This window comes from Fructobacillus durionis, from assembly GCF_900112405.1.
GTDB classification, from domain to species: Bacteria; Bacillota; Bacilli; order Lactobacillales; family Lactobacillaceae; genus Fructobacillus; species Fructobacillus durionis.
Genome location: NZ_FOLI01000001.1, coordinates 88,449 through 112,014 on the forward strand (window position 1 = coordinate 88,449; position 23,566 = coordinate 112,014).

24 protein-coding genes are annotated in these 23,566 nt (G+C 44.1%); 23 read left to right on the top strand and 1 reads right to left on the bottom strand.

The window, feature by feature from the left end:
* Nucleotides 1–30 precede the first annotated feature (30 nt).
* The 13 genes from BMZ93_RS00460 to BMZ93_RS00515 all read left to right on the top strand — a co-directional run bounded on the left by BMZ93_RS00460 (nt 31) and on the right by BMZ93_RS00515 (nt 10,281).
* On the top strand, nt 31–345 hold the full coding sequence (locus BMZ93_RS00460; protein WP_091501903.1) for a SemiSWEET family transporter: 315 nt from the start codon (nt 31–33) through the stop codon (nt 343–345).
* 111 nt (nt 346–456) lie between these two features.
* Nucleotides 457–2,490 (top strand): ATP-dependent DNA helicase RecG, encoded by a 2,034-nt coding sequence (gene recG / locus BMZ93_RS00465; RefSeq protein WP_091501114.1) that lies wholly within the window; start codon nt 457–459, stop codon nt 2,488–2,490.
* A 91-nt stretch (nt 2,491–2,581) separates the two neighbouring features.
* Nucleotides 2,582–3,610, top strand: coding sequence for a phosphate acyltransferase PlsX (gene plsX, locus BMZ93_RS00470; protein WP_091501905.1), 1,029 nt, complete (start codon nt 2,582–2,584; stop codon nt 3,608–3,610).
* A gap of 64 nt (nt 3,611–3,674) precedes the next feature.
* Entirely contained in the window at nt 3,675–3,926 is a 252-nt protein-coding gene (gene acpP, locus BMZ93_RS00475; RefSeq protein WP_091501116.1) for an acyl carrier protein, read from the top strand.
* Nucleotides 3,927–3,951: 25 nt separating this feature from the next.
* Entirely contained in the window at nt 3,952–4,437 is a 486-nt protein-coding gene (locus BMZ93_RS00480; RefSeq protein ID WP_244269325.1) for a SprT family protein, read from the top strand.
* Between the two features lie 15 nt (nt 4,438–4,452).
* Complete coding sequence (locus tag BMZ93_RS00485; RefSeq protein ID WP_091501119.1) at nt 4,453–4,662, top strand: hypothetical protein; 210 nt, start codon at nt 4,453–4,455, stop codon at nt 4,660–4,662.
* A gap of 110 nt (nt 4,663–4,772) precedes the next feature.
* Entirely contained in the window at nt 4,773–5,780 is a 1,008-nt protein-coding gene (locus tag BMZ93_RS00490; RefSeq protein ID WP_091501120.1) for a substrate-binding domain-containing protein, read from the top strand.
* 116 nt (nt 5,781–5,896) lie between these two features.
* Nucleotides 5,897–7,249 carry an MFS transporter gene (locus tag BMZ93_RS00495; protein WP_091501907.1) on the top strand — a complete coding sequence of 451 codons (1,353 nt, stop codon included), beginning with the start codon at nt 5,897–5,899 and terminating at the stop codon, nt 7,247–7,249.
* Between the two features lie 120 nt (nt 7,250–7,369).
* Nucleotides 7,370–7,999, top strand: a complete 630-nt coding sequence (gene udk, locus BMZ93_RS00500) for a uridine kinase (protein WP_091501122.1) — start codon at nt 7,370–7,372, stop codon at nt 7,997–7,999.
* A gap of 118 nt (nt 8,000–8,117) precedes the next feature.
* Nucleotides 8,118–8,306, top strand: coding sequence for a hypothetical protein (locus tag BMZ93_RS00505; RefSeq protein WP_091501124.1), 189 nt, complete (start codon nt 8,118–8,120; stop codon nt 8,304–8,306).
* A 5-nt stretch (nt 8,307–8,311) separates the two neighbouring features.
* A complete protein-coding gene (locus tag BMZ93_RS06555; protein WP_159427765.1) occupies nt 8,312–8,455 on the top strand; it encodes a hypothetical protein in 144 nt (47 codons plus the stop codon).
* A gap of 244 nt (nt 8,456–8,699) precedes the next feature.
* Nucleotides 8,700–9,494 carry a glycosyltransferase gene (locus BMZ93_RS00510; protein WP_091501126.1) on the top strand — a complete coding sequence of 265 codons (795 nt, stop codon included), beginning with the start codon at nt 8,700–8,702 and terminating at the stop codon, nt 9,492–9,494.
* Nucleotides 9,454–10,281: a glycosyltransferase family 2 protein gene (locus BMZ93_RS00515; RefSeq protein ID WP_159427766.1), complete on the top strand. Its 828-nt coding sequence runs from the start codon at nt 9,454–9,456 to the stop codon at nt 10,279–10,281. Before BMZ93_RS00510 ends, BMZ93_RS00515 begins: the two co-directional genes overlap by 41 nt.
* 252 nt (nt 10,282–10,533) lie before the next feature.
* Here the strand turns inward: BMZ93_RS00515 and BMZ93_RS00520 are convergent, their stop codons facing one another.
* Complete coding sequence (locus BMZ93_RS00520) at nt 10,534–11,400, bottom strand: MurR/RpiR family transcriptional regulator (RefSeq protein ID WP_091501130.1); 867 nt, start codon at nt 11,398–11,400, stop codon at nt 10,534–10,536.
* Nucleotides 11,401–11,535: 135 nt separating this feature from the next.
* Between BMZ93_RS00520 and gnd the strand changes: the two genes are divergently transcribed.
* The 10 genes from gnd to BMZ93_RS00570 all read left to right on the top strand — a co-directional run bounded on the left by gnd (nt 11,536) and on the right by BMZ93_RS00570 (nt 23,525).
* Nucleotides 11,536–12,444 carry a phosphogluconate dehydrogenase (NAD(+)-dependent, decarboxylating) gene (gnd, locus tag BMZ93_RS00525; RefSeq protein ID WP_091501131.1) on the top strand — a complete coding sequence of 303 codons (909 nt, stop codon included), beginning with the start codon at nt 11,536–11,538 and terminating at the stop codon, nt 12,442–12,444.
* Nucleotides 12,445–12,576: 132 nt separating this feature from the next.
* Nucleotides 12,577–14,130 (top strand): gluconokinase, encoded by a 1,554-nt coding sequence (gntK, locus tag BMZ93_RS00530; RefSeq protein ID WP_091501133.1) that lies wholly within the window; start codon nt 12,577–12,579, stop codon nt 14,128–14,130.
* Nucleotides 14,131–14,163: 33 nt separating this feature from the next.
* Entirely contained in the window at nt 14,164–15,546 is a 1,383-nt protein-coding gene (locus tag BMZ93_RS00535) for a gluconate:H+ symporter (RefSeq protein WP_091501134.1), read from the top strand.
* Between the two features lie 147 nt (nt 15,547–15,693).
* On the top strand, nt 15,694–17,304 hold the full coding sequence (locus BMZ93_RS00540; RefSeq protein WP_091501136.1) for an APC family permease: 1,611 nt from the start codon (nt 15,694–15,696) through the stop codon (nt 17,302–17,304).
* 131 nt (nt 17,305–17,435) lie between these two features.
* The gene (locus tag BMZ93_RS00545; protein WP_091501138.1) at nt 17,436–18,854 is read left to right on the top strand and encodes an APC family permease; all 1,419 of its coding nucleotides are present in this window, start codon (nt 17,436–17,438) and stop codon (nt 18,852–18,854) included.
* Between the two features lie 309 nt (nt 18,855–19,163).
* On the top strand, nt 19,164–21,842 hold the full coding sequence (gene alaS, locus BMZ93_RS00550) for an alanine--tRNA ligase (protein ID WP_091501139.1): 2,679 nt from the start codon (nt 19,164–19,166) through the stop codon (nt 21,840–21,842).
* Nucleotides 21,843–21,997: 155 nt separating this feature from the next.
* Nucleotides 21,998–22,249: an IreB family regulatory phosphoprotein gene (locus BMZ93_RS00555; RefSeq protein WP_091501141.1), complete on the top strand. Its 252-nt coding sequence runs from the start codon at nt 21,998–22,000 to the stop codon at nt 22,247–22,249.
* Entirely contained in the window at nt 22,249–22,683 is a 435-nt protein-coding gene (gene ruvX / locus BMZ93_RS00560; protein WP_091501143.1) for a Holliday junction resolvase RuvX, read from the top strand. Before BMZ93_RS00555 ends, ruvX begins: the two co-directional genes overlap by 1 nt.
* Before the next feature lie 21 nt (nt 22,684–22,704).
* Nucleotides 22,705–23,004 carry a DUF1292 domain-containing protein gene (locus BMZ93_RS00565; RefSeq protein ID WP_091501145.1) on the top strand — a complete coding sequence of 100 codons (300 nt, stop codon included), beginning with the start codon at nt 22,705–22,707 and terminating at the stop codon, nt 23,002–23,004.
* Nucleotides 23,005–23,126: 122 nt separating this feature from the next.
* On the top strand, nt 23,127–23,525 hold the full coding sequence (locus BMZ93_RS00570) for a hypothetical protein (RefSeq protein WP_091501146.1): 399 nt from the start codon (nt 23,127–23,129) through the stop codon (nt 23,523–23,525).
* Nucleotides 23,526–23,566 lie beyond the last annotated feature (41 nt).

Genomic DNA, 23,566 nt, shown 5'->3' on the forward strand with positions numbered 1-23,566 from the left:
GTAATAGAATAGGAGAATGAATTCATGGGAATGCGTGTTGATAACTACGTTGATCCGAAAGATAAGAAACCAGTTGATGCTAAGCGAATCAAGATGTTGAAGCTCTTTTCAAAGGTGGCCACGGCTACTTGTATCTTGATGTACGTTTCTTACATTCCACAAATTATGTCAAACTTCTCTGGGAACCCTGTTAACCCTGTGCAGCCTGCCGTTGCGATGATTAACGCGACCCTTTGGACGGGTTATGGTTGGTTGAAGACTTATAAGGATTGGCCAATCATCATCTCAAATATTCCAGGTGTGTTCTTCGGATTGGTAACGATTGTGACGATTTACGTTCACTAAAATTATTTTTTATTGAAAAAGCAGCACGTTTTCGTACTGCTTTTTTGTCTGCTTTTCTTTTCAATTAGGCAGGTGGTAAAATAATGCTTATTGAGATGGGAGGAAAGTAGGATGCCGTTAACATTAACCGATAAAGTCAGTGCCTTATCAGGCGTTGGACCCAAGCGCGAGCAGGCCTTGCAAGACTTAGGTATTTTTACCATTGATGATTTGCTGTCCTACTATCCTTACCGTTATGACGATTTAGGCGAGCGCCTGCCATCCGAAACTCTGGATGGGGAAAAGGTCACCTTTAAGGGTGTGATATCCACACCAGCCGTTGTCCGCCGTTATGGGAAAAGGTCACAAACGGCGATTGGACTGCTCGTTGACCGTGAAAACGTTCGGGTGACTTTTTTCAACCAACCTTGGATTGCTAAAAACTTAGAAGTCGGTCAAGAGGTAGCGGTATACGGCACTTATAACGCGGCGAAGGCGGCTTTGACGGCGATTAAATTGGTACCTGCTTCCATTGACGGTCTTGCGCCAATTTATCCAGTGTCAAAGGCTATTAAGGCTAAGACAATTGCAGAGCTAGTGGAACAAGCTTGGGGACAGCTGCGAGGGAGCTTGCCTAACCTGGTGCCAACGGCTCTTCGTGAAAAGTACCGCCTGCTCGACAAGAACCAACAAGTTGAGTACTCTCACTTTCCAAAGGATAAAGTCGAATCCAAGGCTGGTCGTCGTTCGGCTGCCTTTGAGGAGTTTTTCCTCTTTCAAATGCGTTTGCAACTGATTAAGCAGGCGGATCAGCGCTTTTTAGGGGAAGCACTGAATTATGATAAAAAACAGGTTGCGGACTTTATTCAGTCCCTACCTTTTCAGTTGACCGGTGCTCAGCAGCGGGTGGTTGATGAAATTTTAGCCGACCAGGCAGCGCCCCAGCACATGAACCGCTTGTTGCAGGGAGATGTTGGTTCTGGTAAAACGGTGGTGGCCGCCATTGCCATGTACGCTGCGGTAACCGCTGGTGCCCAGGGAGCTATCATGGCGCCAACTGAAATTCTGGCTCAGCAGCATGCGAAAGGCTTAGCCAAGTTATTTGAGTCTGCTGGTATCCACCTGCGGGTGGAACTGCTGACATCGGGCTTGAAGGCGGCGCAACGCCGACAAATTTTAGAGGACCTCGAATCGGGTGATATCGACATTGTTGTTGGAACCCATGCCCTGGTGCAAGACGGCGTTTACTTCCACCACCTTGGTGTGGCAGTCATTGACGAGCAGCACCGTTTCGGTGTGAAGCAACGTGCCAAACTTCGTGAAGGGGGTGTGAACCCGGATATCCTAGCGATGACGGCAACGCCAATTCCAAGAACCTTGGCCATTACGGCTTATGGTGAAATGGAAGTTTCCATTATTGATGAATTGCCAGCCGGCCGTAAGCCAATCATTACCAGCCAACTTTCAAACCGTCAGTATGATCAAGCCATTGATTTATTGAGAGCGGAGTTGGCTAAGGGGGCCCAGGCCTACGTGGTGACGCCCTTGATTGAAGAGTCCGAAACATTGGATGTGCAAAACGTGACAGCGGTCTACCAAGAGTTACAAGAAGCTTTGCCAGACTATACGGTGGGACTTTTGCATGGCCGTTTGCCAAAGGAAGACAAGGACGTCTTAATGGCCGGTTTTGCTAATAACGACGTGCAAGTTTTGGTTGCAACGACCGTGATTGAAGTTGGGGTCGATGTGCCAAACGCTTCGATTATGTTAATATTAGATGCTGACCGTTTTGGCCTGGCCCAGCTCCATCAACTCCGTGGACGTGTTGGTCGAGGAGACCGACAGTCCTACACGGTTCTGCTGGCCGATCCGAAGACCGACTACGGGAAGGAACGCTTGGCCGCCTTGGTGCAAACGACAGATGGTTTTGAATTAGCCCAACGTGATTTGGAGTTGCGTGGTTCTGGTGATATTTTGGGAACCAAGCAGTCGGGAATGCCGGACTTCAAAGTCGGGGACCCGGTTAAGGATTTGACCATGTTGACGATTGCCCAGGAAGAAGCGTTGAAACTTGTTCGACAGCCCGACTGGGAACAAGAGGTGGATAATCAGGCCTTGGTCGATAAGTTATCGACGACAATGGCTGCTTACCGCCATTTTGATTAAATATTGTTATTTAATTGAAAAAAGATAGCAAAGTGCTATCGCTAAAATAATGATTATTGAACGTAGATACATTTAAAGGAGAATTGCTGTGATTAAGATTGCCATTGATGCCATGGGTGGGGACTTTGCCCCTGATGAAATTGTAAAGGGTGTTGAAATGGCCCGTGATCGTTACCCAGAATTGGAATTCCAACTCTATGGTACGGAATCAAAGGTTAAGCCTCTTATTCAAAAGTCAGACCGCATCACGTTGATTGCAACGACTGATGAAATCGAAATGGGTGAAGAACCCGTGAAGGCAATGAAGAACAAGCCAGATTCTTCAATGGTTCGTGCAGCGACTGCTGTTAAAAATGGGGAAGCGGATGCTTTCTTTTCTGCTGGAAACACTGGGGCAATCTTGGCTTCAGCCATCTTTATTGTTGGCCGTATGCGTGGTGTAGAGCGTCCAGCCTTGGCCTCTGCTTTCCCAAGCTTTGGTGGACAACATGATGACTTTGTCTTCATGGACTTGGGCGCCAATGCTGAAAACAAGCCATCTCACTTGTACCAATATGGTATCTTAGGTTCTTTTTATGCGGAATCCGTTCTTGGTATTTCAAACCCACGTGTTCGTTTGTTGAACAACGGTGGTGAAGAAGATAAGGGTGATGAAGTGCATAAGGCCGCTCACCAATTGATGAAGGATACGGATGCCTTCAACTTCTTGGGAAACGTTGAAGCACGCGAAATCATGGATGGAACGGCTGACGTGGTTGTTGCGGACGGATTCTCTGGAAACGCCACTTTGAAGGCTATCGAAGGAACGGCTTTGACCATGTTGGACCAGTTGAAGCAATCGATTAAGTCATCTGGTCTTCGTGGAATCTTGGGTGCTTTGCTCTTAAAGCCAGCCTTCAAGTCATTGAAGAGCAAGTTGGACTTCAATGAAAAGGGTGGTGCGGTTGTCCTTGGTGTTAAGGCGCCAGTTGTGAAGACTCACGGTTCTGCTAAGGCTGATGCAGTTGCTAATTCAATGGGCCAGATTCAAACAATGGTTCAAGAAGATTTGGCTGGTAAGACGGCTGCTTTCATCAAGGAAAATGCTGATAAGTTGAAGGTTAAGAAATCTGCAAAATAAAGTTCGCAAGCTCGGTTTTTTATGGTAGTATAGATTCGATTTGATTAAGCTTGAGGAGAGAACAATGGCCTTATCGAGGGAACAGATTTACGAGAAACTAGAATGCGAAGTAGCAAAGCGTTTTGAAGTTTCGAAGGACAAAATCGAGGGCGACCACGACTTTGTTAAAGAAATCGGTGCCGATTCTATCGACGTCGTTGAACTAGTTGTCGAAGTTGAGGATGAATTTGACATTGAAATTCCAGACGAAGAGCTGGATTCATTGACAACTCTAAATAAGGTGTCGGATTACGTTTATGAGCATCAGGGTAAGTAACTTTTTAAAAAAGTCTACACGGCCTGTGAAAACAAATACAACCTGGCAAAAGAAAATAGGGGCTCCTGAACAAGTTGCTTTACAAAAGCGGGTTGAGCAGGTGTCCCTTTCTGCCTTTGACCGGCCCTTTGAGCATCAGGCTGTTTTTAATTCCCGTTTGCAAACAACAGGTGGCCGTTACCACCTCTCTGATCATCATTTGGACTTCAATCCAAAGATGGCGGACCGGGACGACTTTGACGCAATTATTAAGCACGAACTCTGTCACTACCACTTGCACCGGGCAGGGCGGGGCTACCAGCATGCTAATCAAGATTTTAAAGGACTGTTAGCCCAGGTTGGCGGTAGTCGTTATGCGCCAGATATTGGGGCGGGTCGAACAGTCAAGAAAAAGTACCATTATCTGTGTGAAAATGGCCATGAATTTGATCGGGTGCGCCGGGTGGACACGAGGCGTTACCGCTGCGGACGCTGTCGTGGGCGTTTGCATTTAGTAAGTCATAGTAATTAGAAGGATGAAAAGAACATGTCATACACTTGGCTAAAAATTCTCTGGGCCTTTTTGAACTTATTGGCCTTTCCAAGTCTATTTCTCTGGACGTCACAGATTGATTTATCGATTCGGATGACACTTGTCCTAGCGACCGCTTTGTTCATTGTGTCAAACCTTTGCCTCGTTGCTATTTTGTACCTACAGTACAAAAAAGGGGATAAAGCGCAAGTCGAAGAGAAATGAAAATCCTTGTGATTGAATAAGAGATTGACAAGACCTAATCGTTTGCGACTAGGTCTTTTATTGTGCTATGATAAATGGCGGAATTAAGCGCTTACAAAAGAGGTTTTGAAATGGTTGAAGAAAAGAAGAACGCCACAATTTATGATGTCGCAGCAGCAGTTGGTGTTTCTCTTGCGACCGTTTCACGAGTGGTCAACGGATCTGAAAACGTTCGGCCAGCAACCCGTGATAAGGTCTTAGCTGCAATCAAGGAATTGGGCTACCGACCAAACGCCGTTGCTCGTGGACTAGCCTCAAAAAAGACGACTACGGTCGGGGTTGTCATGCCAGATATGACCAACCTCTTTTTCTCGGAGTTGACCCGTGGAATCGATGATGTTGCCCACATGTACCAGTACGATGTCTTGTTAACCAATACGGATGATGATCCAGAACGAGCATTAACTGCTATCCGAAATTTGGCTGATAAGCAAATTGACGGATTGATTTTCATGGGAAGTCAGTTGTCTGACAAAGTGCTGACAGCTATCCGCGCAACAGGCATTCCTGTCGTACTTGCAGGGTCAGTTGATAAGGATCAGCAACTACCATCCGTTAATATTGACTATAAGATGGCCTTTTCAGAAGTGACAGCACGCTTTCTTGAATCGGGTTATGACCGGGTTGCGTTAGTAACGGGTTCAGCTGACCGTGCCATTGATGTTGATTATCGACGCGCAGGCTATGAGGCCGCACTGCTAAAGGCTGGAAAGAAGCTAGATGAGGAGTTAATCTTCCCTGGCGCTCGTTCATATCAAGATGGGGTAAGGCTTGCCAAAGTCATTCGCGATGCGGATGCGAACGCCGCACTGGTTTACGATGATGAAGTGGCCTTAGGTGTCTTGAATGGTTTGCAGGATGAGGGCCTAAAGGTACCGGATGACTTTGAAATTGTATCAGCCAATAACACCACCTTTACGCTAGTTGCTCGTCCAGAACTTTCATCCATTGACCAGCCAAAGTATGATATCGGGGCCGTTGCCATGCGAATGTTAACAAAACTAATGGATAAGCAGGACCTCGGCGAGGAGCAAATCTTGCTTCCCTATACGATGGTTAACCGTTCTTCAACAAAATAAATTATTTTTAAAGGTCTGAATCCAATTCAGGCCTTTTTATTTAGAATGATAACAATTTAATTGCCTTTTGCTCCTTTGTCGCTTAAAATATTTAAAGGATTAATTTGGAGGAAAGTATTTTGAAAAATATTCGTTCACTATCACCATTCTCCTTGATGCTTTTGCTTACGTCATTTACGATGTCAATTTCACAGTCGACAATGACAACGGCCTACCCAATTTTGATGAAGCAGTTCGGTATTGATGCCGCTGCGGTTCAGTGGGTAACATCAGGGTTTATGGTGGCCATGACTTTGGTAATGCCAGTTTCGCCATGGTTGTTAGATAATCTTCATATGAAGAAGTTGTTAAATTTGATTATTGCGGTTTTCCTAGTGGGAACGGCAATTGCCATGGTAACGCCAAACTTTTTGGGTGTTGTTGTTGGCCGTTTGTTGGAAGGGGTGGCCGTTGGAGCGCTCTTCCCAACTTACCAGTCCGTCATCATGGAAAACACGCCTGAAGAACGGCGTGGAATTGCCATGGGTGCGGTTGGACTAGTGATGTCTTCTGCTTTGGCAGTGGGACCAATCGTTTCTGGAATTGTTTTGCAATTTGGAACCTGGCGTGTACTTTTCGCCTTCTTCTTCATTGTGTTACTTGTCTTGAGCATCTTCATGCAGGGACAAATTGAAAACACCCACCCAATGAACAAGCGTAACTTTGACTTTTTGTCATCCTTCTTGTTGATTGGATTTGCTGGAATCTTGTACACGGTTTCCATCTTGCCGGCGAAGGGCTGGTCAGTTGGTTTGGCTGCGACTTTGGCCGTATCGGTTATCCTCTTGGTCATCTTTGTCGTTCGCCAATTGAAGCAGGATAACCCATTCTTGGACTTGCGTGTCTTTGAGCACCAGGGATACTTGCCAGCCATGCTTTTGACCGGAATGTCTTATTCAGGTTTGATCACTGCCACAGTAATCATGCCTTTGTACTTCCAAAAAGTCTTTGGCTTAGCACCATTGTGGTCTGGACTTTTGATGATTCCAGCCGCTGCCTTCCTATCATACTTGAACCCTAAGTCGGGTCGCTTACTTGGACAAATCGGTTTGCGTCCTTTGGTTTTGATTGGTTCAACAATGATGTTGGCCGGTTACTTGACGCTCGCCATCTTTGGAACAAAGTTCTTGATTTTGGCCATTGCTGGCGCCATGTTGCTTGAGGGTGGAAACGCCTTTATCATGATGCCTGCCGTAACGGCCGCTTCAAACGCCTTGCCAAAGAACTTGATTTCACACGGTACTGCCATTATCACGACTATGCGTCAGTTGATTGGTGCCTTGTCAATTCTTATTGCTGGAATCTTGATTGGATTCTTCCACGGTGATCACAGCTATGGTAATTCATTGAACTTGACTGCTGCTTGGTTTGTATTGGTACCTTTGACTGGTTACCTTTTGGCAAGCCGTATTAAGACAACAAAAGAATAAATACAAAAGTCGGTTTTTGACCGACTTTTTTACTAGCTTTTGTATTCTTTCTCTCGTAAAATAGTTGGGATAAGAAAAAACAGGCAGGATGCATACATTTAGTTCATTGTGGAGGCTATTTTGGCAAAGAAACCTTTTTTAATTGGAATTACAGGTGGTTCTGGTTCGGGAAAAACCACTGTTTCCAAGGCTTTGATTACTCGTTTGGCGGATAATAACCCAATTTTGCTTCAGCAGGATGTTTATTATAAGGATCAGTCCGAAAAGCCAATGGAAGAACGGATGAAGACGAATTATGACCATCCAGATTCAATTGAAACGGACCTTTTTGTTTCGGATTTGAAGAAGTTGATTCGTCACCAATCCATCGATACGCCGGTTTATGACTATGCAGAACACACGCGTTCAAAGGAAACCACACACGTGGAACCTGGTGATGTGATTATTGTTGATGGTGTTTTGCTTTTCAACGATGAGCGTGTTCGTGATTTGATGGACTTAAAAGTCTATGTTGACACTGACGATGACATTCGTTTTATTCGTCGTTTGCAACGTGATACCCATGAACGTGGTCGTACGGTTGAGGGCGTAATCGAACAATATACAGCGACGGTTAAGCCAATGCACAACCAGTTTGTTGAGCCAACCAAGCGTTATGCTGATATCATTGTGCCAGAAGGTGGCGGAAACTACGTTGCCATTGACATGTTGATGAACCAGGCCATTGCCATGGTGAAAAAAGAAGATTAATCAGGAATGATTTTTCCTGAAAGAACAGCCAACGATGGCTGTTCTTTTTATTTAGAACGGCTCTTGAATTCTATATAGCGAGTGTTAAGATGAAGATAAAGAAGAAGGGAGTACGAAAATGACAAGCAAACGCGATGGACTAAAAGAAGATCGTCAATCATTTACGAATGCCCAAGAGAAAGCTGCGTTGAATCATGTGGCTGAGAAGCATGAAAAACACAGTGAGTCGCTTGAACATGCCAAGCATAAAGATGCTCGTTATGATAATGAGGCTTTTGAAGCTGAAAAGAAAGAATACGAGGGATAAGACTTATGAATAAGAATCATGAATTTGAAGCAGAAGATGCCAACCAGGTAGAGGGCGAGAAGCGCCAGGAAGAACGTCTGGAAAAGCAATCAGAATTTGACCTTTCGTCACATGAAGCACGTGAGAAGAAAGCAGAAGATAAGATTTGATAGTTGATTGAGTCATATAGAATATGTTGTGATTAAGTGAAGAGCTCACTAGGGTGTGCGTTGGCATACCGTAGTGGGCTTTTTTTATTTCCTAAAGGTTTCTGTTGCTACCCTTATGAAATAAAGGGTAATGGTAGATTACTCCTTGATTTCGGAAATGATACAAGATGATGAAAGCTCCATTTTGTTTGGAAGGAAGGGGTATTATGAAAATAAATAATTGTAATTTTAAGGAGGATTAATTGTGATTGTTCATAAACAAAAATTACCTGAAAAAAGTCCAACTTTATATATTATGGTTGTTGTGGCATGGGGATTTCTACTATTTGTGAGTGTTCCGGCAGTTCTTAGGGATGCCTTACATCAATCAAGATGGTATGCTAGTGTCTTTTTATTATTTGATTTAATTGTTATTTCTTATTTCTGGATCAATGGTATGAAGGATTTATTCTATATTTTTTATCGCTATGTCTTTGGAAAAAGTCGAACAGTCTGGGAATATACAACAATTCATGATTTTTCACACCGGCAGAGACTATTGAAAGAACAACCAAAAGTTGCTTTGATTTATGTAACTTGTAATGATTTTATACCGGATGCTTTGGATACCTGTATGAATCAGACCTATCCGAACACCCATACTTATATTTTGGATGATTCAACAGATTTTACTTACCAGCAAAAAATTGATGCTTTTAGAGAGAAGCATGAAAAAACCGACGTTATTCGGAGAAGTAAACATCTGGGATTTAAAGCTGGGAATATCAATCATTTTTTAAAAAAGTATGATAATTGGGATTACTTTGTATTATTGGATAGCGACGAAATTATTCCTAATAATTTCATTGAGGAATCAATTATGTTTTTCATGGAGGATGAAAAGCTGGGCATTTTACAAGGAAATCACGTTAGTACGAGAAATGAAAACCGTTTTATGAAACGATTTTTTCGAGGTGTTGATGCCCATTGGGCTACCTATCAGAGTGAAAAGGAACTCTATGGTTTTTTTATCTTTTCTTGGCCATGGTGCCTTAATTAGTAAGGCTTGTTACCGAGCCGCTGATGGCTTTCCAGAGATTGTTTCAGAAGACATAGCTTTTACAATGGAATCGGTTTTCAAGGGCTATCATGTTCGCTTTGCTAAGAGCATTATTTGTGAAGAGCAGTTTCCTGTTGATTATCCAGCCTTTTTAAAGCGTCAACATAAATGGGTTGGTGGAAGTCTTGAATTTATCAAGAATTACTTTTGGAAAATATTTAAAAGTACAGAGTTAGATTGGTTTCAAAAATTGGACATTCTACTTTTTGTGTTCAACCTACCATTAACATATTTATTTTCTTTATTTTTAGTAACCAATATTTTAATCATGCCATTATTAGGGGTAAGACCTAGCTATTCAATTTGGCTGTTAATTCCAACGTTCCTTTTTTATTTTTCGCCAATGTTAAATGATATTATTCATCAGGCGAAATTTGAACCTAGCATTTTAAAACAGTTCAAGTACTTGTTATCTAGCATGCTACTGTATGGATCAGTCTACTATACGACAGTTGCGGCATCAATGAAGTATTTGTTTACTGGGAAAGCAAAATTTGTTGTAACACCCAAATTTAATGATAATTATGGATTCTGGCAGAGCTTTTTTATGAATCAAGGGACCTTACTGTTTGTGCTTGCGTTGGTATTGATAAGTTGGGCTTTGACGGGAGGACTTTCTGGCGTCATTCTTTTGGTTGTTCCAGCAATTTCATCTGTTTATCTAACAGTTATGACAAATCATGAAAATGATTGGTTAGAGCAAATAGAGGATTATGATCATGACTAAATTTTTTAAGGATATTTTATATTGGCATTTTGGCTGGGAAACAGGTTTAATACCGGTTCTAGCCATTTTATCCGTTTTATTTGTAGTTGTAATGACGACAAATTGTATCGTGCGTTTGCATGTATTGTATCGATATATTTTAGATGATTTGAATCATCATAATCATCATAATCATCATGAATCGATGATGTCGTGATTCATGATAAATAAAAAGAGCATTCTAAATGCAGAATGCTCTTTTTATTTATTAGATTAAGATTGCCGTCGTGTTCCTTCAATGACATTACGCATTGTATCAACAACTGATTGGGTTGCCTTTGGCAATTTGGATCCGGCAAGAGTGAAAAGCGTGTCGACAATCGTTAGTTGCGCAATCAATGATGACATTGATTCGGAACGGTAATTGACCTCTTCAGCTAGTGAGAAAAGAGCGATATCGGCCATCTTTGCTAAGGGTGAATCCGGAAAAGAGGTGATGGCGATGAAAGGAACGTGGTGTTCTTTTAACTTTTGAGCCAGGAAGAGGGTGTCGTCGTTTCGACCTGAATGGGAAATAACAACCGCCGTATCCTGTGGCGTTAGCTTAACGGCCTGCATCAGTTGAATATCGTAGTCCTGGTGGGAAATGACATCAATTGGGGTACGTAAAAACTTGTGGTAAGCGTTAAAGGCGACAATCGAAGAACCCCCAATTCCAAAGAAACCAACGCGCTTTGCTGAGATAATCCAATCGAGAGCGTGGTCTAGTTTTGAAACGGATAGGGAATCGAGTGTCATGGTGAGGGCGTTTTGTGCACCCGAAAAGACTTTACGAGTAATTTCTTTCGTGTTGTCGTCGTCGGTAATTTCTCCGAATAAATCGACGGGGGGCTTACTGCGTTGGTAAGTGGCGAGGCTGACGGAAAAGTCACGGTAGGAGTCAAAACCAATTTTCTTAACAAAACGTGAAATGGATGCAGTCGAAACGGAGGACTTTTCAGCCATTGATTGAATGGTATCCTGTGAAGCCTCGGACATATTACTAATAATGTAGGAAACGAGTTTTTGCTCGGTTTGATTATAGTTGTTTGGCTCTTGCCCCAAGCGGGTGAAGATGGCCTGTGCTTTGCTTTCTTTCATAAATAGTACGGTCCTTTGTTAAACTAACTATACCGAATATGAAACTTATTTTCAATTATTACTTGTGTTCTGAAAAATATTTTCATATAATAAACTTGTAGTATAAAAGATGAAATTATAAAAGAGGTAATACACATGAAGTTTGCCATGATTGGTCTTGGAAAGATGGGTCTTAACTTGGTTAAGAACGCTGTCGATAACGGCCACGAAGTTGTCGCATTTGACTTGAACAAGGACTTTGTTGCAGAAGCTGATGCTTACTCAGACAAGGTTGAAGGTGTTAACTCACTTGACGACATGCTTTCAAAGTTGCCATCACCTAAGGTTGTTTGGGTTATGGTTCCAGCTGGAAAGCCAACTAACTCAACCATCGATACTTTGATTGAAAAGATGGAAAAGGGCGACATCATCATTGATGGTGGAAACTCAAACTACAAGGATAATCTTGAACAAAACAAGCGTACCACTGCTGCTGGTATCAACTTGTTCGATGCTGGTACATCTGGTGGAATGGCCGGTGCACGTAACGGTGGAAACTTCATGATCGGTGGAGACAGCGAAGCCGCATGGAAGGAAATCGAACCATTGTTCAAGTCAATCGCCCAAGAAGACGGTTACTTGTACACAGGTCGTTTGGGATCAGGTCACTACTTGAAGATGGTCCACAACGGTATCGAATACGGTATGATGCAAGCCATCGCCGAAGGTTTCGAAGTTTTGGAAGCCTCACAATTCGATTACGATTACGAAGCTGTTGCTAAGCTTTGGAACCACGGTTCAGTTGTTCGTTCATGGTTGATGGAATTGATCGAAGAACAATTTGCTAAGGATCCTAAGTTGTCAGCAATTTCTGGTCGCATGCACTCATCTGGTGAAGGTAAGTGGACTGTTGAAGAATCACTTGATTTGGAAGTTCCAGCACCAGTTATCTACTTGTCACTTGCTATGCGTTACCGTTCATTGCAAGAAGACACTTTCTCTGGAAAGGTTGTTTCTGCTTTGCGTAACGGCTTCGGTGGTCACGCAATGGACTCTGCTAAGTAAGCATTCGAAGAAACCTGCACTAAGCTCCCTAATGCTGGGGGCTTTTTGTGTGGTCGTAACATGTATCACAGTTTAGAATAATATGCTGTACCGACATTTTATCTTATAGATAAGTAAAGATGGAGACATAACATGGACTATATGATTGGAATTGACTTGGGGACAACGTCCACTAAGGCAGTTCTGTTCGACGATCAAAACCAAGTCGCTGCACAAGCTAACTTCGGCTACCCCCTTTACCGGGAAACAACTGATATGGCGGAAGAGGACTTGGACGAAATTTTTGTTGCCTTTACCAATGCGCTGGGAGAGGTTGTACGAAAGGCTGAATTAAGTAAGGGAAACACGATTAAAGCCGTGTCATTCTCATCAGCTATGCACTCTTTGATTGCTTTTGATAAGGATTGGCAACCATTAACGCGTGTTATTACTTGGGCAGACACTCGTGCTGTTAAGTATACGGATGAATTGAAGTCATCTGGTTTGGGAAGGGAAATTTACCAAAAGACCGGAACACCAATTCACCCAATGGCGCCTTTGTCAAAGATGCTCTGGTTGAAAAACGACCAGACAGCTATCTATGAAAAGGCTGCTCACTACCTTGGAATTAAGGAATATTTGTTCCACCGTTTGTTCGGTTCTAACAAGATGGATATTTCCATTGCATCTGGAACCGGCCTCTTTAACATCTTTGAACTCGATTGGGATAAGCAGGCCTTGGAAGTGACTGGTTTGACAAAGGATCAGTTGCCTGAACCTGTTTCACCCTATGAATATGAAACTGGCATGAACAAGGAATTAGCCGCAGTTATTGGCTTGCCTGATGATGTGCCATTTGTCTACGGTGCCGGTGATGGACCATTGTCAAACCTTGGTGTTGACGCGGTTCAACCAGGTGTCGCTGCCATCACGATTGGTACTTCTGGTGCCATCCGTGTTGTTTCAGATAAGCCAGTTATCGATCCAAAGGGCCGTACATTTACTTACGCCTTGGATAAGGACCACTGGGTTGTTGGTGGACCAGTTAACAACGGTGGGGACGTCTTCCGTTGGGCCCGCGACAATCTCTTTGATGCTGAAAAGTCAACGGCTGCCTTGCTTGGTCAAGACGCTTACGATTTGATGACTGAAATTGCCTCAAAGATTCCTGCGGGATCTGATGGCTTGCTCTTCCACCCATACTTGGGTGGGGAACGTGCGCCTATTTGGGACGCGAACGCCCGTGGTTCATTCTTCGGTTTGAACCATTCTCACACCCGTGCAAACATGCTCCGTGCCGTCCTTGAAGGAATTACCTTTAACGTTTACATGGTGTCATTGGCACTGGAAGAAGTGGTTGGTTCCTTGAAGTCAATTCAAGCAACTGGTGGTTTTGCCCGCTCACCACTTTGGCGTCAAATGTTTGCTGATATCTTTGAACAACCAGTGACTGTTCCACAAGCCTTTGAATCAGGGGCTTTGGCAGCGGTGATTGTTGCTCAAAAGGCACTCGGCCAAATTGACGATTTGTACGAAATTTCCAAGTACATCGGTAAGTCCAACACTTACCAACCTGATCCTGAAAACTTCGAAGCCTACCGTGAATTGGCACCTATTTTCATTCGCCTCTCACGTCAATTGCAGACGGAGTATGATAACATTGCCGACTATCAGCGTAAGCACACGCGTCCGGCTGAAGAGAAATAAGGGAGTGGGGCTTTTCAGCCCTAAACAAATACCATGGAATTTATCATGTTAATTCTGTCCATTTTGCTTTTGTTGGTCTTGATCACCAAATTCAAATTGAACACATTCGTTTCATTGGTCATTACAGCGATTGTATTGGCTTTGCTCTTGGGTATGAACCCATCTAAAATCCCAAACGCTGTTTTGGGTAACCAGGGAATGGGAAACATCCTTGGTTCAAACGCCGTCATCTTCATCTTCGGAGGAATGATTGGACGTTTGGTTGCTGATGCTGGAGGTTCTTACCGAATCGCCAAGACTTTGATTTCTTGGTTCGGTTTGAAGCGCTTGCAGTGGGCCGTTTTGTTGGCTTCATTCATCATTGGAATTTCAATGATCTTCGGTGTTGGTATGGTGCTGTTGATTCCAATCGTCTTTGCGGTTGCTATCGAAGCCGGTGTGCCATTGCTATACTTGGGTATCTCAATGACTGCTGCCTTGTCATCTGCACAAGGTTTCTTGCCCCCACAACCAGCTCCTACAGCGGTTGCTTCACAGTTGAATGCTAACATTGGTTTGATGCTTTTGGTTGGTCTTTTCGTATCAGTGATTACAGCCGTTGTTGCTGGTCCTGTATTTACTAAGTTGGCCCAGAAGTACGCACCGGATGCTTTCCAATTTAAGGAACATATCGAAGCGGTTGGGGATGTTAAGGAATATGACTTGGACAAGACGCCATCATTTGGCTTGTCTGTTTTGACTTCTGTTTTCCCATTGATCTTTATGATTATCGCAACCATCTACAAGTTGGTTGTAACGGGTGGTAAGACCCCTAAGAACCCTGATTCTGTTTACCAAGTGATTGATTTCTTGGCTAACCCAGCCATTGCCATGACTATTTCTTTGATTTTGGCCATCTTCACAATGGGGATCATGCAAAAGCGTGATATGAAGACAGTTGGTGCTTCATTGAACGAAGGAATGAACGCCGTTTCAGGAATCTTGTTGATTGTTGGTGGTGGTGGAGCCCTTCGTGGTGTTCTTGTTACCTCAGGAATGTCAGATAAGATTGCCGATCTCTTCCAGTCATCTGGTTCAATGTCACCAATTGCCATTGTCCTCTTTGCTTGGGCAGTTGCCTCATTGCTTCGTATTGCTGTTGGTTCAGCTACAGTTGCCGGTATCACAGCCGTTGGTGTCGTGAACGGTATCTTGCTAGCCAACCCACACGGGGACTTGCTCTTGGTATTGGTTGCCTTGGCTATCGGTGCCGGCTCATTGATTGCTTCTCACGTTAACGATGCTGGATTCTGGATTTTCAAGGAATTCTTCGACTTATCAGTGAAGCAGACTTTCCAAATCTGGACGGTTTTGGAGACAGTTATCTCCGTTACTGGTTTGATTGTTATTTTGATTTTAACGGCGGTCTTAGTCTAAGACCAAAGCCACCGCTAAGGCGGTGGCTTTTTGCTTGCCGTTAGAAAATGCAAAATGAATTTTGCATTTAAAAATGTTTCTGGTAAAATAGTGACCATCGGATGATTACTTACGAGTGGTCACTTTGAAAAGAGACGAAAGGTTATTATGAAATCTAATAAAATTGGTTTATTGCAGCTGGTTCTGCTTGGGTTAGGTTCTTTGATTGGTTCCGGATGGTTGTTCGGTTCCTGGGAAGCAACCCGTGTGGCTGGACCAGCGGCTATCATTTCTTGGGTAATTGGTGCCGTGGTTATCGGTGTCATTGCCTATACGTACGTTGAATTGGGAACGATGTTTCCACAGTCTGGGGGAATGTCAAAGTTCGCTCAGTATACGCACGGTTCACTGCTCGGCTTCATTGCTTCATGGGCCAACTGGGTGTCTTTGATTACCTTGATTCCTATTGAAGCGGTTGCTGCCGTTCAGTATATGGCAACATGGCCTTGGTCATGGGCGAACTGGACACACCATTTCTTAGAGGGTGGTTCAATCACCACACCTGGTTTGTTGGTTGTCTTTGCCTTCATTGCCATCTTTACATTATTGAACTACTGGTCAGTGACATTGCTGACACGCTTTACGTCATTTATCTCCTTCTTCAAGTTGGGGGTACCATTGTTGACGATTATCATGTTGACGATTGCATCGTTCCACCCATCAAACTACGGGTCAAACATGCATGAATTCATGCCATACGGTTCAGCCCCAATCTTTGCGGCAACGACTGTTTCTGGTATCATCTTCTCCTTCAACGCCTTCCAGACCATCATTAACTTTGGTTCTGAAGTGAAAGATCCTACGAAGGATATCTCACGTGGAATTGTGATTTCACTTGGAATTGCGACAATCTTGTACATCTTGATTCAGTCGACTTTCATCACGGCTATCGAACCTTCAGAAATTGCAAAGTTCGGTTGGCACGGTATTGATTTCCAATCACCATTCGCTGATTTGGCCATTTTGGTTGGTTTGAACTGGTTGTCTATCTTGCTTTATACGGATGCTTTTATTTCACCATTTGGAACCGGTGTTTCTTTCGCCGCTTCAACTGGTCGTGTTTTGGCGGCGATGGCTTCAGACAAGCACATCCCACAATTCATTGGTAAGATTAACAAGAAGTACGGTATCCCACGTATGGCCATGCTAACTGATGCTATTCTTTCAATGATCATGGTTTCCTTGTTCCGTTCATGGGCAACTTTGGCCGCTGTTATTTCAACGGCGACATTGATTGCTTACATGACTGGACCAGTTACGGTTATGTCACTTCGTGAAATGGCACCAAACTTCACGCGTCCATTTAAGTCAAAGTCAATGAAGTGGATGGCACCATTGGCCTTTATCTTGGCATCACTTGCTACGTACTGGGCAATGTGGCCAACAACCATTGAAGTTATCTTGATTATCATCCTTGGTTTGCCATTCTACTTCTACTATGAGTGGAAGCAGGGCTTCACTTGGGAAAAGACGAAGAAGCAATTGAAGGGTTCATTCTGGTTGCTTTCATACCTTATCGTTTTGTCAATTGAATCATACATCGGTTCAGTTGAATTTAACGGTGTTGGTTGGGTTCACTACCCATGGGACTTCGTGATGGTTGCCTTTGTATCCTTGGCATTCTACGCCTGGGGTAAGGGTTCACATTTGATTACAAAGCACTTCAAGCGTGCTAAGAAGGTTAACGATACAGTTGACTACGAAGAACCAGCTGAATAATTTATCAAAAGTCAGATCGAAAGATTTGACTTTTTTTATATTTATTAAAATTTTTACGTGAGAGAAATTGACACCTGCCGGAAATACTGGTAATATTCTAAGAAGTTTATTAGAAAGAACTGAGGGAGATTATGACAGAAGAAAAGCAAAAGGGTGCTTGGCTAAAAAAAGCTGATCCAAGCGCCTTTGAACAATCAGATAAGCATCTGAATAAGACGCTTGGCGTAAAAGAAATGCTCGCTTTGGGTGTTGGAACCATTGTTGGTGCCGCCATTTTTACTTTGCCTGGTATTGTTGCCGCAACGCACGCTGGTGCAGCCGTGACGATTTCATTCTTGATTGCAGCCGTGGTGTCTGGCTTGACGGCCTTTGCCTACGCTGAATTTGCTTCTGTCTTGCCATTTGCAGGTTCTGTTTACTCTTGGGCTTCCGTTGTTTTCGGAAAAGTCTTTGGTTGGGTTGCCGGTTGGGCACTTTTGGCTGAATACTTTATCGCCGTTGCCTTCGTTGCAGCGGGTTGGTCAGCTAACTTTAAGCTCTTCTTGTCTTCATTCGGCTGGACTTTGCCAAATGCCTTAGCTAATCCATTGGCTGGTGGTAATGGGGGAATCGTTGACCTCTTTGCTTTGTTAGCCATTTTGACAGTGACGACTCTTTTGTTCCGTGGAACGAAGAATACAGCCCGCGTTGAAAATACTTTGGTTGTTTTGAAGGTTGCCGTTATCATCCTCTTCATCATCGTTGGGGCAACGGCTATCCAGCCAAGCAACTACGCCCACTTTATTCCAGCCCACGTTGAAGGAACAACCTTCGGTGGCTGGCAAGGAATTGCTGCTGGTGCGTCACAAATCTTCTTGGCCTACATTGGTTTCGATTCAATTGCTGCTAACTCAGCCGAAGCAAAGAACCCACAAAAGACGATGCCACGTGGAATCATTGGGTCCCTTTTGATTGCCACAGCACTCTTTGTGACTGTTTCAATGGTTCTTGTTGGTATGTTCCACTACAGCCGTTACGCAAACAATGCGGCGCCTGCTGCCTGGGCCCTTCTTGAATCTGGTCACACTTGGACTTCACACATCCTGTCAGTAGTTTCACTGGCTGGTATGTTTACCGGTTTGATTGGAATGATGTTGGCCGGTTCACGTTTGCTTTACGCCTTTGGACGTGATGGTTTGTTGCCAAGCTTCTTGGGTAAGGTTTCTGAAAAGGGACAACCAAGCAACGCTTTGCTGACATTGACTGTCATCGCCATCTTGATTGGCTCGGTCTTCTCATTTACTGAATTGGCTGACTTGATCTCTGCTGGAACGTTGATTGCCTTCATGATTGTGTCACTTGGTATCTACGCCTTGCGTCCACGTGAAGGAAAGGACTTACCAGTTCCTGGTTTCAAGATGCCTCTTTACCCAGTTTTGCCAGCATTGGCAGCACTTGGTGCAGGATACATCTTCTACACATTGGACACACAAGCACAGATTTACGCTGGTGTTTGGTTCCTTCTTGGCCTTTTGGTTTATGCCTTCTACGGTGCCAAGAACTCAAAGTAATGTATTTATTAAAGTCGGCCTCGGCCGACTTTTTTGTTGCTTTAAATGGTTGACGTCGGCGCTCTTATGCTATAATGGCAGTATTGATTGGTCATGCAGTAATGACAAGCCTTTAAGCGAGACCCTGGTTGGTGAAAAGGGTTAGGCGGCCATTTTCTGTGCTCCCAATTGCAAGCCCGCAAGGGCGCTTTCCTGGCGTTACAAGGTTTGAGGTAAGACTTTAACAGTCATTACAAACAGCGGTGGTACCACGGTCACGCGTCCGCTCTTTGTGATGGCTTTTTCTATTGTTTTAAAAAGGAGCTGTCTATGAAAGAATTATCATCAGCAGAAATCCGACAAATGTTCTTGGATTTCTTCGCATCAAAGGACCACTTGGTGGTCCCTTCTAAGTCACTAATTCCTGACAACGATCCATCTTTGTTGTGGATTAACTCAGGGGTTGCTACTTTGAAGAAGTACTTTGATGGTTCAGTTGTGCCACCAAAGCCTCGTTTAACTAACGCCCAAAAGGCAATCCGTACTAACGATATCGAAAACGTTGGTAAGACGGCCCGCCACCATACATTATTTGAAATGATGGGAAACTTCTCAATCGGTGATTACTTCAAGGAAGAAGTTATTCCTTGGGCCTGGGAATTGTTAACGTCACCTGAATGGTATGGTTTGGACAAGGAAAAGTTGTATGTGACGGTTTACCCTAAGGATCAGGAATCAAAGGCAATCTGGGAAAAGACAGACTTGCCAGATGGTCACATCTACGAAGTGGAAGATAACTTCTGGGATATCGGTGAAGGCCCTTCAGGTCCCGATTCAGAAATTTTCTACGACCGTGGTGAAGCCTTTGCGGACTTGCCAGCCGATGACCCTGAAATGTATCCAGGTGGTGAAAACGAACGTTACTTGGAAATCTGGAACATCGTTTTCTCACAGTTTAACCACTTGCCTGGATTGACGGACAACAGCACTTACCCAGAACTTCCTCATAAAAACATTGATACGGGGATGGGGCTCGAACGGTTGGTTTCTGTTTTCCAGAACGGTCGTACGAACTTTGATACAGACCTCTTCTTGCCAATTATCCACGCAATCGAACCATTGACTGATGGTAAGAAGTACGATGAAACAAAGGACACGGAAGACAACGTTTCCTTCAAGGTTATTGCCGACCACGTCCGTGCCGTTGCCTTTGCCATCTCAGATGGTGCTAAGCCTTCTAACGAAGGGCGTGGCTATGTTATCCGACGTTTGCTTCGTCGTGCCGTTTTGCACGGTCAAAAGTTGGGCATCCAAGGAAACTTCTTGGCCAAGATTGTTCCTTCTATGGTAGGAACGCTTGACGCCTTCTACCCAGAGTTGAAGGAAAAGGAAAGCTTGATTGAATCCATCATGACGGCCGAAGAAAAGCGCTTTAACAAGACTTTGAAGGCTGGCTTGGCCATGTTTGATCAGTTCGTTGAAGCAGCTAAGGCTGCTGGCTCAAAGGAAATCTCTGGTGAAGACGCCTTTAAGTTGTCTGATACCTATGGCTTCCCAGTTGAATTAACGGCCGAACAAGCTGCTGACATGGGTATGACGGTTGATATGGAAGGCTTCAAGAAAGCCCTCCAAGAGCAAAAGGACCGTGCCCGTGCTGCCCGTGGTAAGGAACACGCCATGGGTGTTCAAAACGCTGCTTTGACTGATTTGACAGTTGATTCTAAGTACGTTGGTTGGTCAAAGACGGCCGTTGATGGGGCAAAGATTGTGGCCATCATCGCCCATGACGATTCTGGCGTAGCCGTGAACACGGATTCAGCTAAAGCCGGCGCTACTGCTTGGTTGGTCTTTGACCAAACACCATTCTATGCAGAAATGGGTGGCCAGGTGGCCGACTTTGGTACGGTGAAGGACGAAAACGGTGATATCGTTGCCGAAGTACGTGATGTGCAGGCTGGACCAAACGGTCAAAACATCCACGAAGTGGAATTGGCTGACGATGTTCAAGTTGGACAGGTTGTTGACCTTGCCGTCGATATGGAACGTCACCACGCCGTTTCATTGAACCACACGGCTACTCACTTGCTTGACCAAGCCTTGCGTAACGTGATTGGTGGGGATGTCCACCAGGCTGGTTCGTTGGTTGAACCAGAATACTTGCGCTTTGACTTTAACCACGAAGGACCTGTCGATCAGGCCACTTTGAACCGAGTTCAAGACGAAGTAAACCGTCAAATTCAGCGTAACTTGCCAATTACTTGGGAAGAAATGTCCATTGAAGATGCGAAGAAGCTTGGCGCCGTTGCCGTCTTTGATGATAAGTATGGTGACACGGTTCGTATCGTTTCAATTGGGGATTACAACCGTGAATTCGATGGTGGTACCCACGCGGCATCCACAGCAGAATTGAACCTCTTCAAGATTACTTCTGAATCAGGTGTTGCTGCTGGTATTCGCCGTATCGAAGCAATGACATCATTGCCAGCTTTGACGGACTTTGAAGCCGAAGAACAGACTTTGCAAACCATTGCCAAGAACTTGAAGGTGCCAAACCTCTTGGCTGTTTCAGACCGTGTGGCTGACTTGGCTGCCGAATTGAAGGAAGCTAAGACACAGATGGGTGCCTTGCAAGCTCAAATGGCTGCCTTGCAGGCCGCTGAACTTTGGCAGAATCCAGCAGATATTAACGGTTTGTCTGTCGTGGCTGCTTCCGTTCAGGTTGAAAACGCTTCTGGTTTGCGTCAAATGGCAGATGCCTGGCGTGATAAGGGCGCTTCAAACGTCTTGATTTTGGCTGCTGCCATTGGTGAAAAGGTCAACTTGTTGGTCGCTGCCGATAAGACAGCAAATGGCGCTGGCGTCAAGGCCGGTGACATCGTCAAGGCCATTGCCCCAATCGTTGGTGGTGGCGGTGGTGGACGTCCTGACATGGCGCAAGCCGGTGGTAAGGACCAAGCCCAGATTCCAGCTGCTTTGGATAAGGCCAAGGAATTGATTGCTGAAGCTTAAAAAGTCGAGTTGGTGCTGATTTGGATGCTAGAATGTTTCTAGATGTCTAGACCGACACCAACTTTTTTGATAGTTTAACTGTCCAATAATGGAAATCGTGTTAAACTAGAGGCAAGAAGAAACCTTAAGATTTGTTAAAGAAAGGAGTGTGTACGATGAGCGTAAGTGATAAGACAGCCATTTTTGATTTTGGCCAACAGGAGCCAAAGGATATACATGATACGATGTTTTTGGTTTATGCAGCCTTGGAAGAGAAGGGCTATAATCCAATTAACCAGATTGTTGGTTATTTGATGTCTGGCGACCCAGCCTATATTCCCCGCTTGCACGATGCCCGTAATTTGATTAAGCGGCATGAACGTGACGAGATTATCGAGGAACTCGTACACGCCTATTTGAAAAAGTAATGCGGATACTCGGATTAGATGTAGGTTCTAGAACAGTTGGTGTGGCGGTTTCCGATCCCATGGGTTGGACGGCTCAAGGCGTTGAAATCATCCGTATCAATGAGGATGAAAAAGAATTTGGACTGGACCGCCTTGGTGAAATCATCAAGGAAAAGAACGCCCACGCCGTTGTCTTAGGATTACCCAAAAACATGAATAATTCTGAAGGCCCTCGTGCTGAGGCTTCTAGAGCCTATGCTAAGATGGTAGAAGAGCGTTTTAGCCTACCAACGGACTTTCAGGACGAACGTTTGACGACGGTTCAAGCGGAGCGGATGCTAATCGAAGAAGCAGATGTTTCTCGTAAAAAGCGTAAGAAGGTCATTGATAAGATTGCCGCAGAGTTTATTTTGCAAAACTATTTAGATGCAAACGGTAAGTTGACCAAACTATAAGATTAAAAAAAGGATAATAGCATGGCAAAACAAAACCCTGAAATTGATAAGATTACCCTTGTGGATGACAACGGCGACGAAGCTTTGTACGAAGTGCTCTTCACTTTCCATTCAGAAGAATACGACAAGTCATACATTCTCTTGGTTCCAGATGGTGTTGAAGAAGACGAACAAGTTGATGTTCAAGCCTACATCTTTAACCCTGAAGAAGACGGTGAGTCAAAGGAAGGCAACTTGATGCCAATCGAAGACGATGCCGAATGGGCAATGGTCGAAGAAGTGTTGAACACTTTCTTGGATGATGATTCAAATTTTGAATAAAAAATAGAAAAAGCTCCCGTCTATGGGGGCTTTTTTTTGACACTTCTCTCTTGAAGTGTTTAAATGGCCTTGACTTTCTAACTCAGAAGAATAGTCTAGATAGGAAAAGAGGTATTGGAATTATGGCAGAAAAGTCTTCAAAAAAATTTAGTTTGAAAAACATGTCTAAGAAGAGCAAGTGGATTACGGCAATTGTTGTTTTGCTCGTTGTTATTATTGCTGGAGCCGGCGTTGGCTACAAGGTATATGAGAACAGCACCAAGCTTTCCGGACAATACACTTACAAGACAACAGAGGGAACAGCGGTTATTTCATTTACGAAGTCAAACTATTCTTTCTATAACAAGTCAAACCCAAGCAACAAGGTTGGTGGTAAGTACTACGTAAGCGGTGATACTGTCGTCCTAATGTACGATAAGGATTCAGCGATGGCACAACAAACGGGTAGCCGTGGCGCCGTCTTCCAATTGTCAAACAAGCACAAGACAATCAACCTACAAGGTGCTGATTTTAAAAAGTAAACGTTAATTAAGGCCTAAAATAAGGGCCTTTTTTTATTGGC

Coding starts and splice junctions, on each gene's coding strand:
- BMZ93_RS00515 (WP_159427766.1), top strand. CDS start 9,454: ATGGTTTTTTTATCTTTTCTTGGCCATGGTGCCTTAATTAGTAAGGCT.
- BMZ93_RS00460 (WP_091501903.1), top strand. CDS start 31: ATGCGTGTTGATAACTACGTTGATCCGAAAGATAAGAAACCAGTTGAT.
- BMZ93_RS00545 (WP_091501138.1), top strand. CDS start 17,436: ATGACAGAAGAAAAGCAAAAGGGTGCTTGGCTAAAAAAAGCTGATCCA.
- recG (WP_091501114.1), top strand. CDS start 457: ATGCCGTTAACATTAACCGATAAAGTCAGTGCCTTATCAGGCGTTGGA.
- gntK (WP_091501133.1), top strand. CDS start 12,577: ATGGACTATATGATTGGAATTGACTTGGGGACAACGTCCACTAAGGCA.
- BMZ93_RS00485 (WP_091501119.1), top strand. CDS start 4,453: ATGTCATACACTTGGCTAAAAATTCTCTGGGCCTTTTTGAACTTATTG.
- BMZ93_RS00555 (WP_091501141.1), top strand. CDS start 21,998: ATGAGCGTAAGTGATAAGACAGCCATTTTTGATTTTGGCCAACAGGAG.
- BMZ93_RS00505 (WP_091501124.1), top strand. CDS start 8,118: ATGACAAGCAAACGCGATGGACTAAAAGAAGATCGTCAATCATTTACG.
- BMZ93_RS00565 (WP_091501145.1), top strand. CDS start 22,705: ATGGCAAAACAAAACCCTGAAATTGATAAGATTACCCTTGTGGATGAC.
- BMZ93_RS00520 (WP_091501130.1), bottom strand. CDS start 11,400: ATGAAAGAAAGCAAAGCACAGGCCATCTTCACCCGCTTGGGGCAAGAG.
- BMZ93_RS00535 (WP_091501134.1), top strand. CDS start 14,164: ATGGAATTTATCATGTTAATTCTGTCCATTTTGCTTTTGTTGGTCTTG.
- ruvX (WP_091501143.1), top strand. CDS start 22,249: ATGCGGATACTCGGATTAGATGTAGGTTCTAGAACAGTTGGTGTGGCG.
- alaS (WP_091501139.1), top strand. CDS start 19,164: ATGAAAGAATTATCATCAGCAGAAATCCGACAAATGTTCTTGGATTTC.
- BMZ93_RS00540 (WP_091501136.1), top strand. CDS start 15,694: ATGAAATCTAATAAAATTGGTTTATTGCAGCTGGTTCTGCTTGGGTTA.
- acpP (WP_091501116.1), top strand. CDS start 3,675: ATGGCCTTATCGAGGGAACAGATTTACGAGAAACTAGAATGCGAAGTA.
- BMZ93_RS06555 (WP_159427765.1), top strand. CDS start 8,312: ATGAATAAGAATCATGAATTTGAAGCAGAAGATGCCAACCAGGTAGAG.
- gnd (WP_091501131.1), top strand. CDS start 11,536: ATGAAGTTTGCCATGATTGGTCTTGGAAAGATGGGTCTTAACTTGGTT.
- BMZ93_RS00490 (WP_091501120.1), top strand. CDS start 4,773: ATGGTTGAAGAAAAGAAGAACGCCACAATTTATGATGTCGCAGCAGCA.
- BMZ93_RS00570 (WP_091501146.1), top strand. CDS start 23,127: ATGGCAGAAAAGTCTTCAAAAAAATTTAGTTTGAAAAACATGTCTAAG.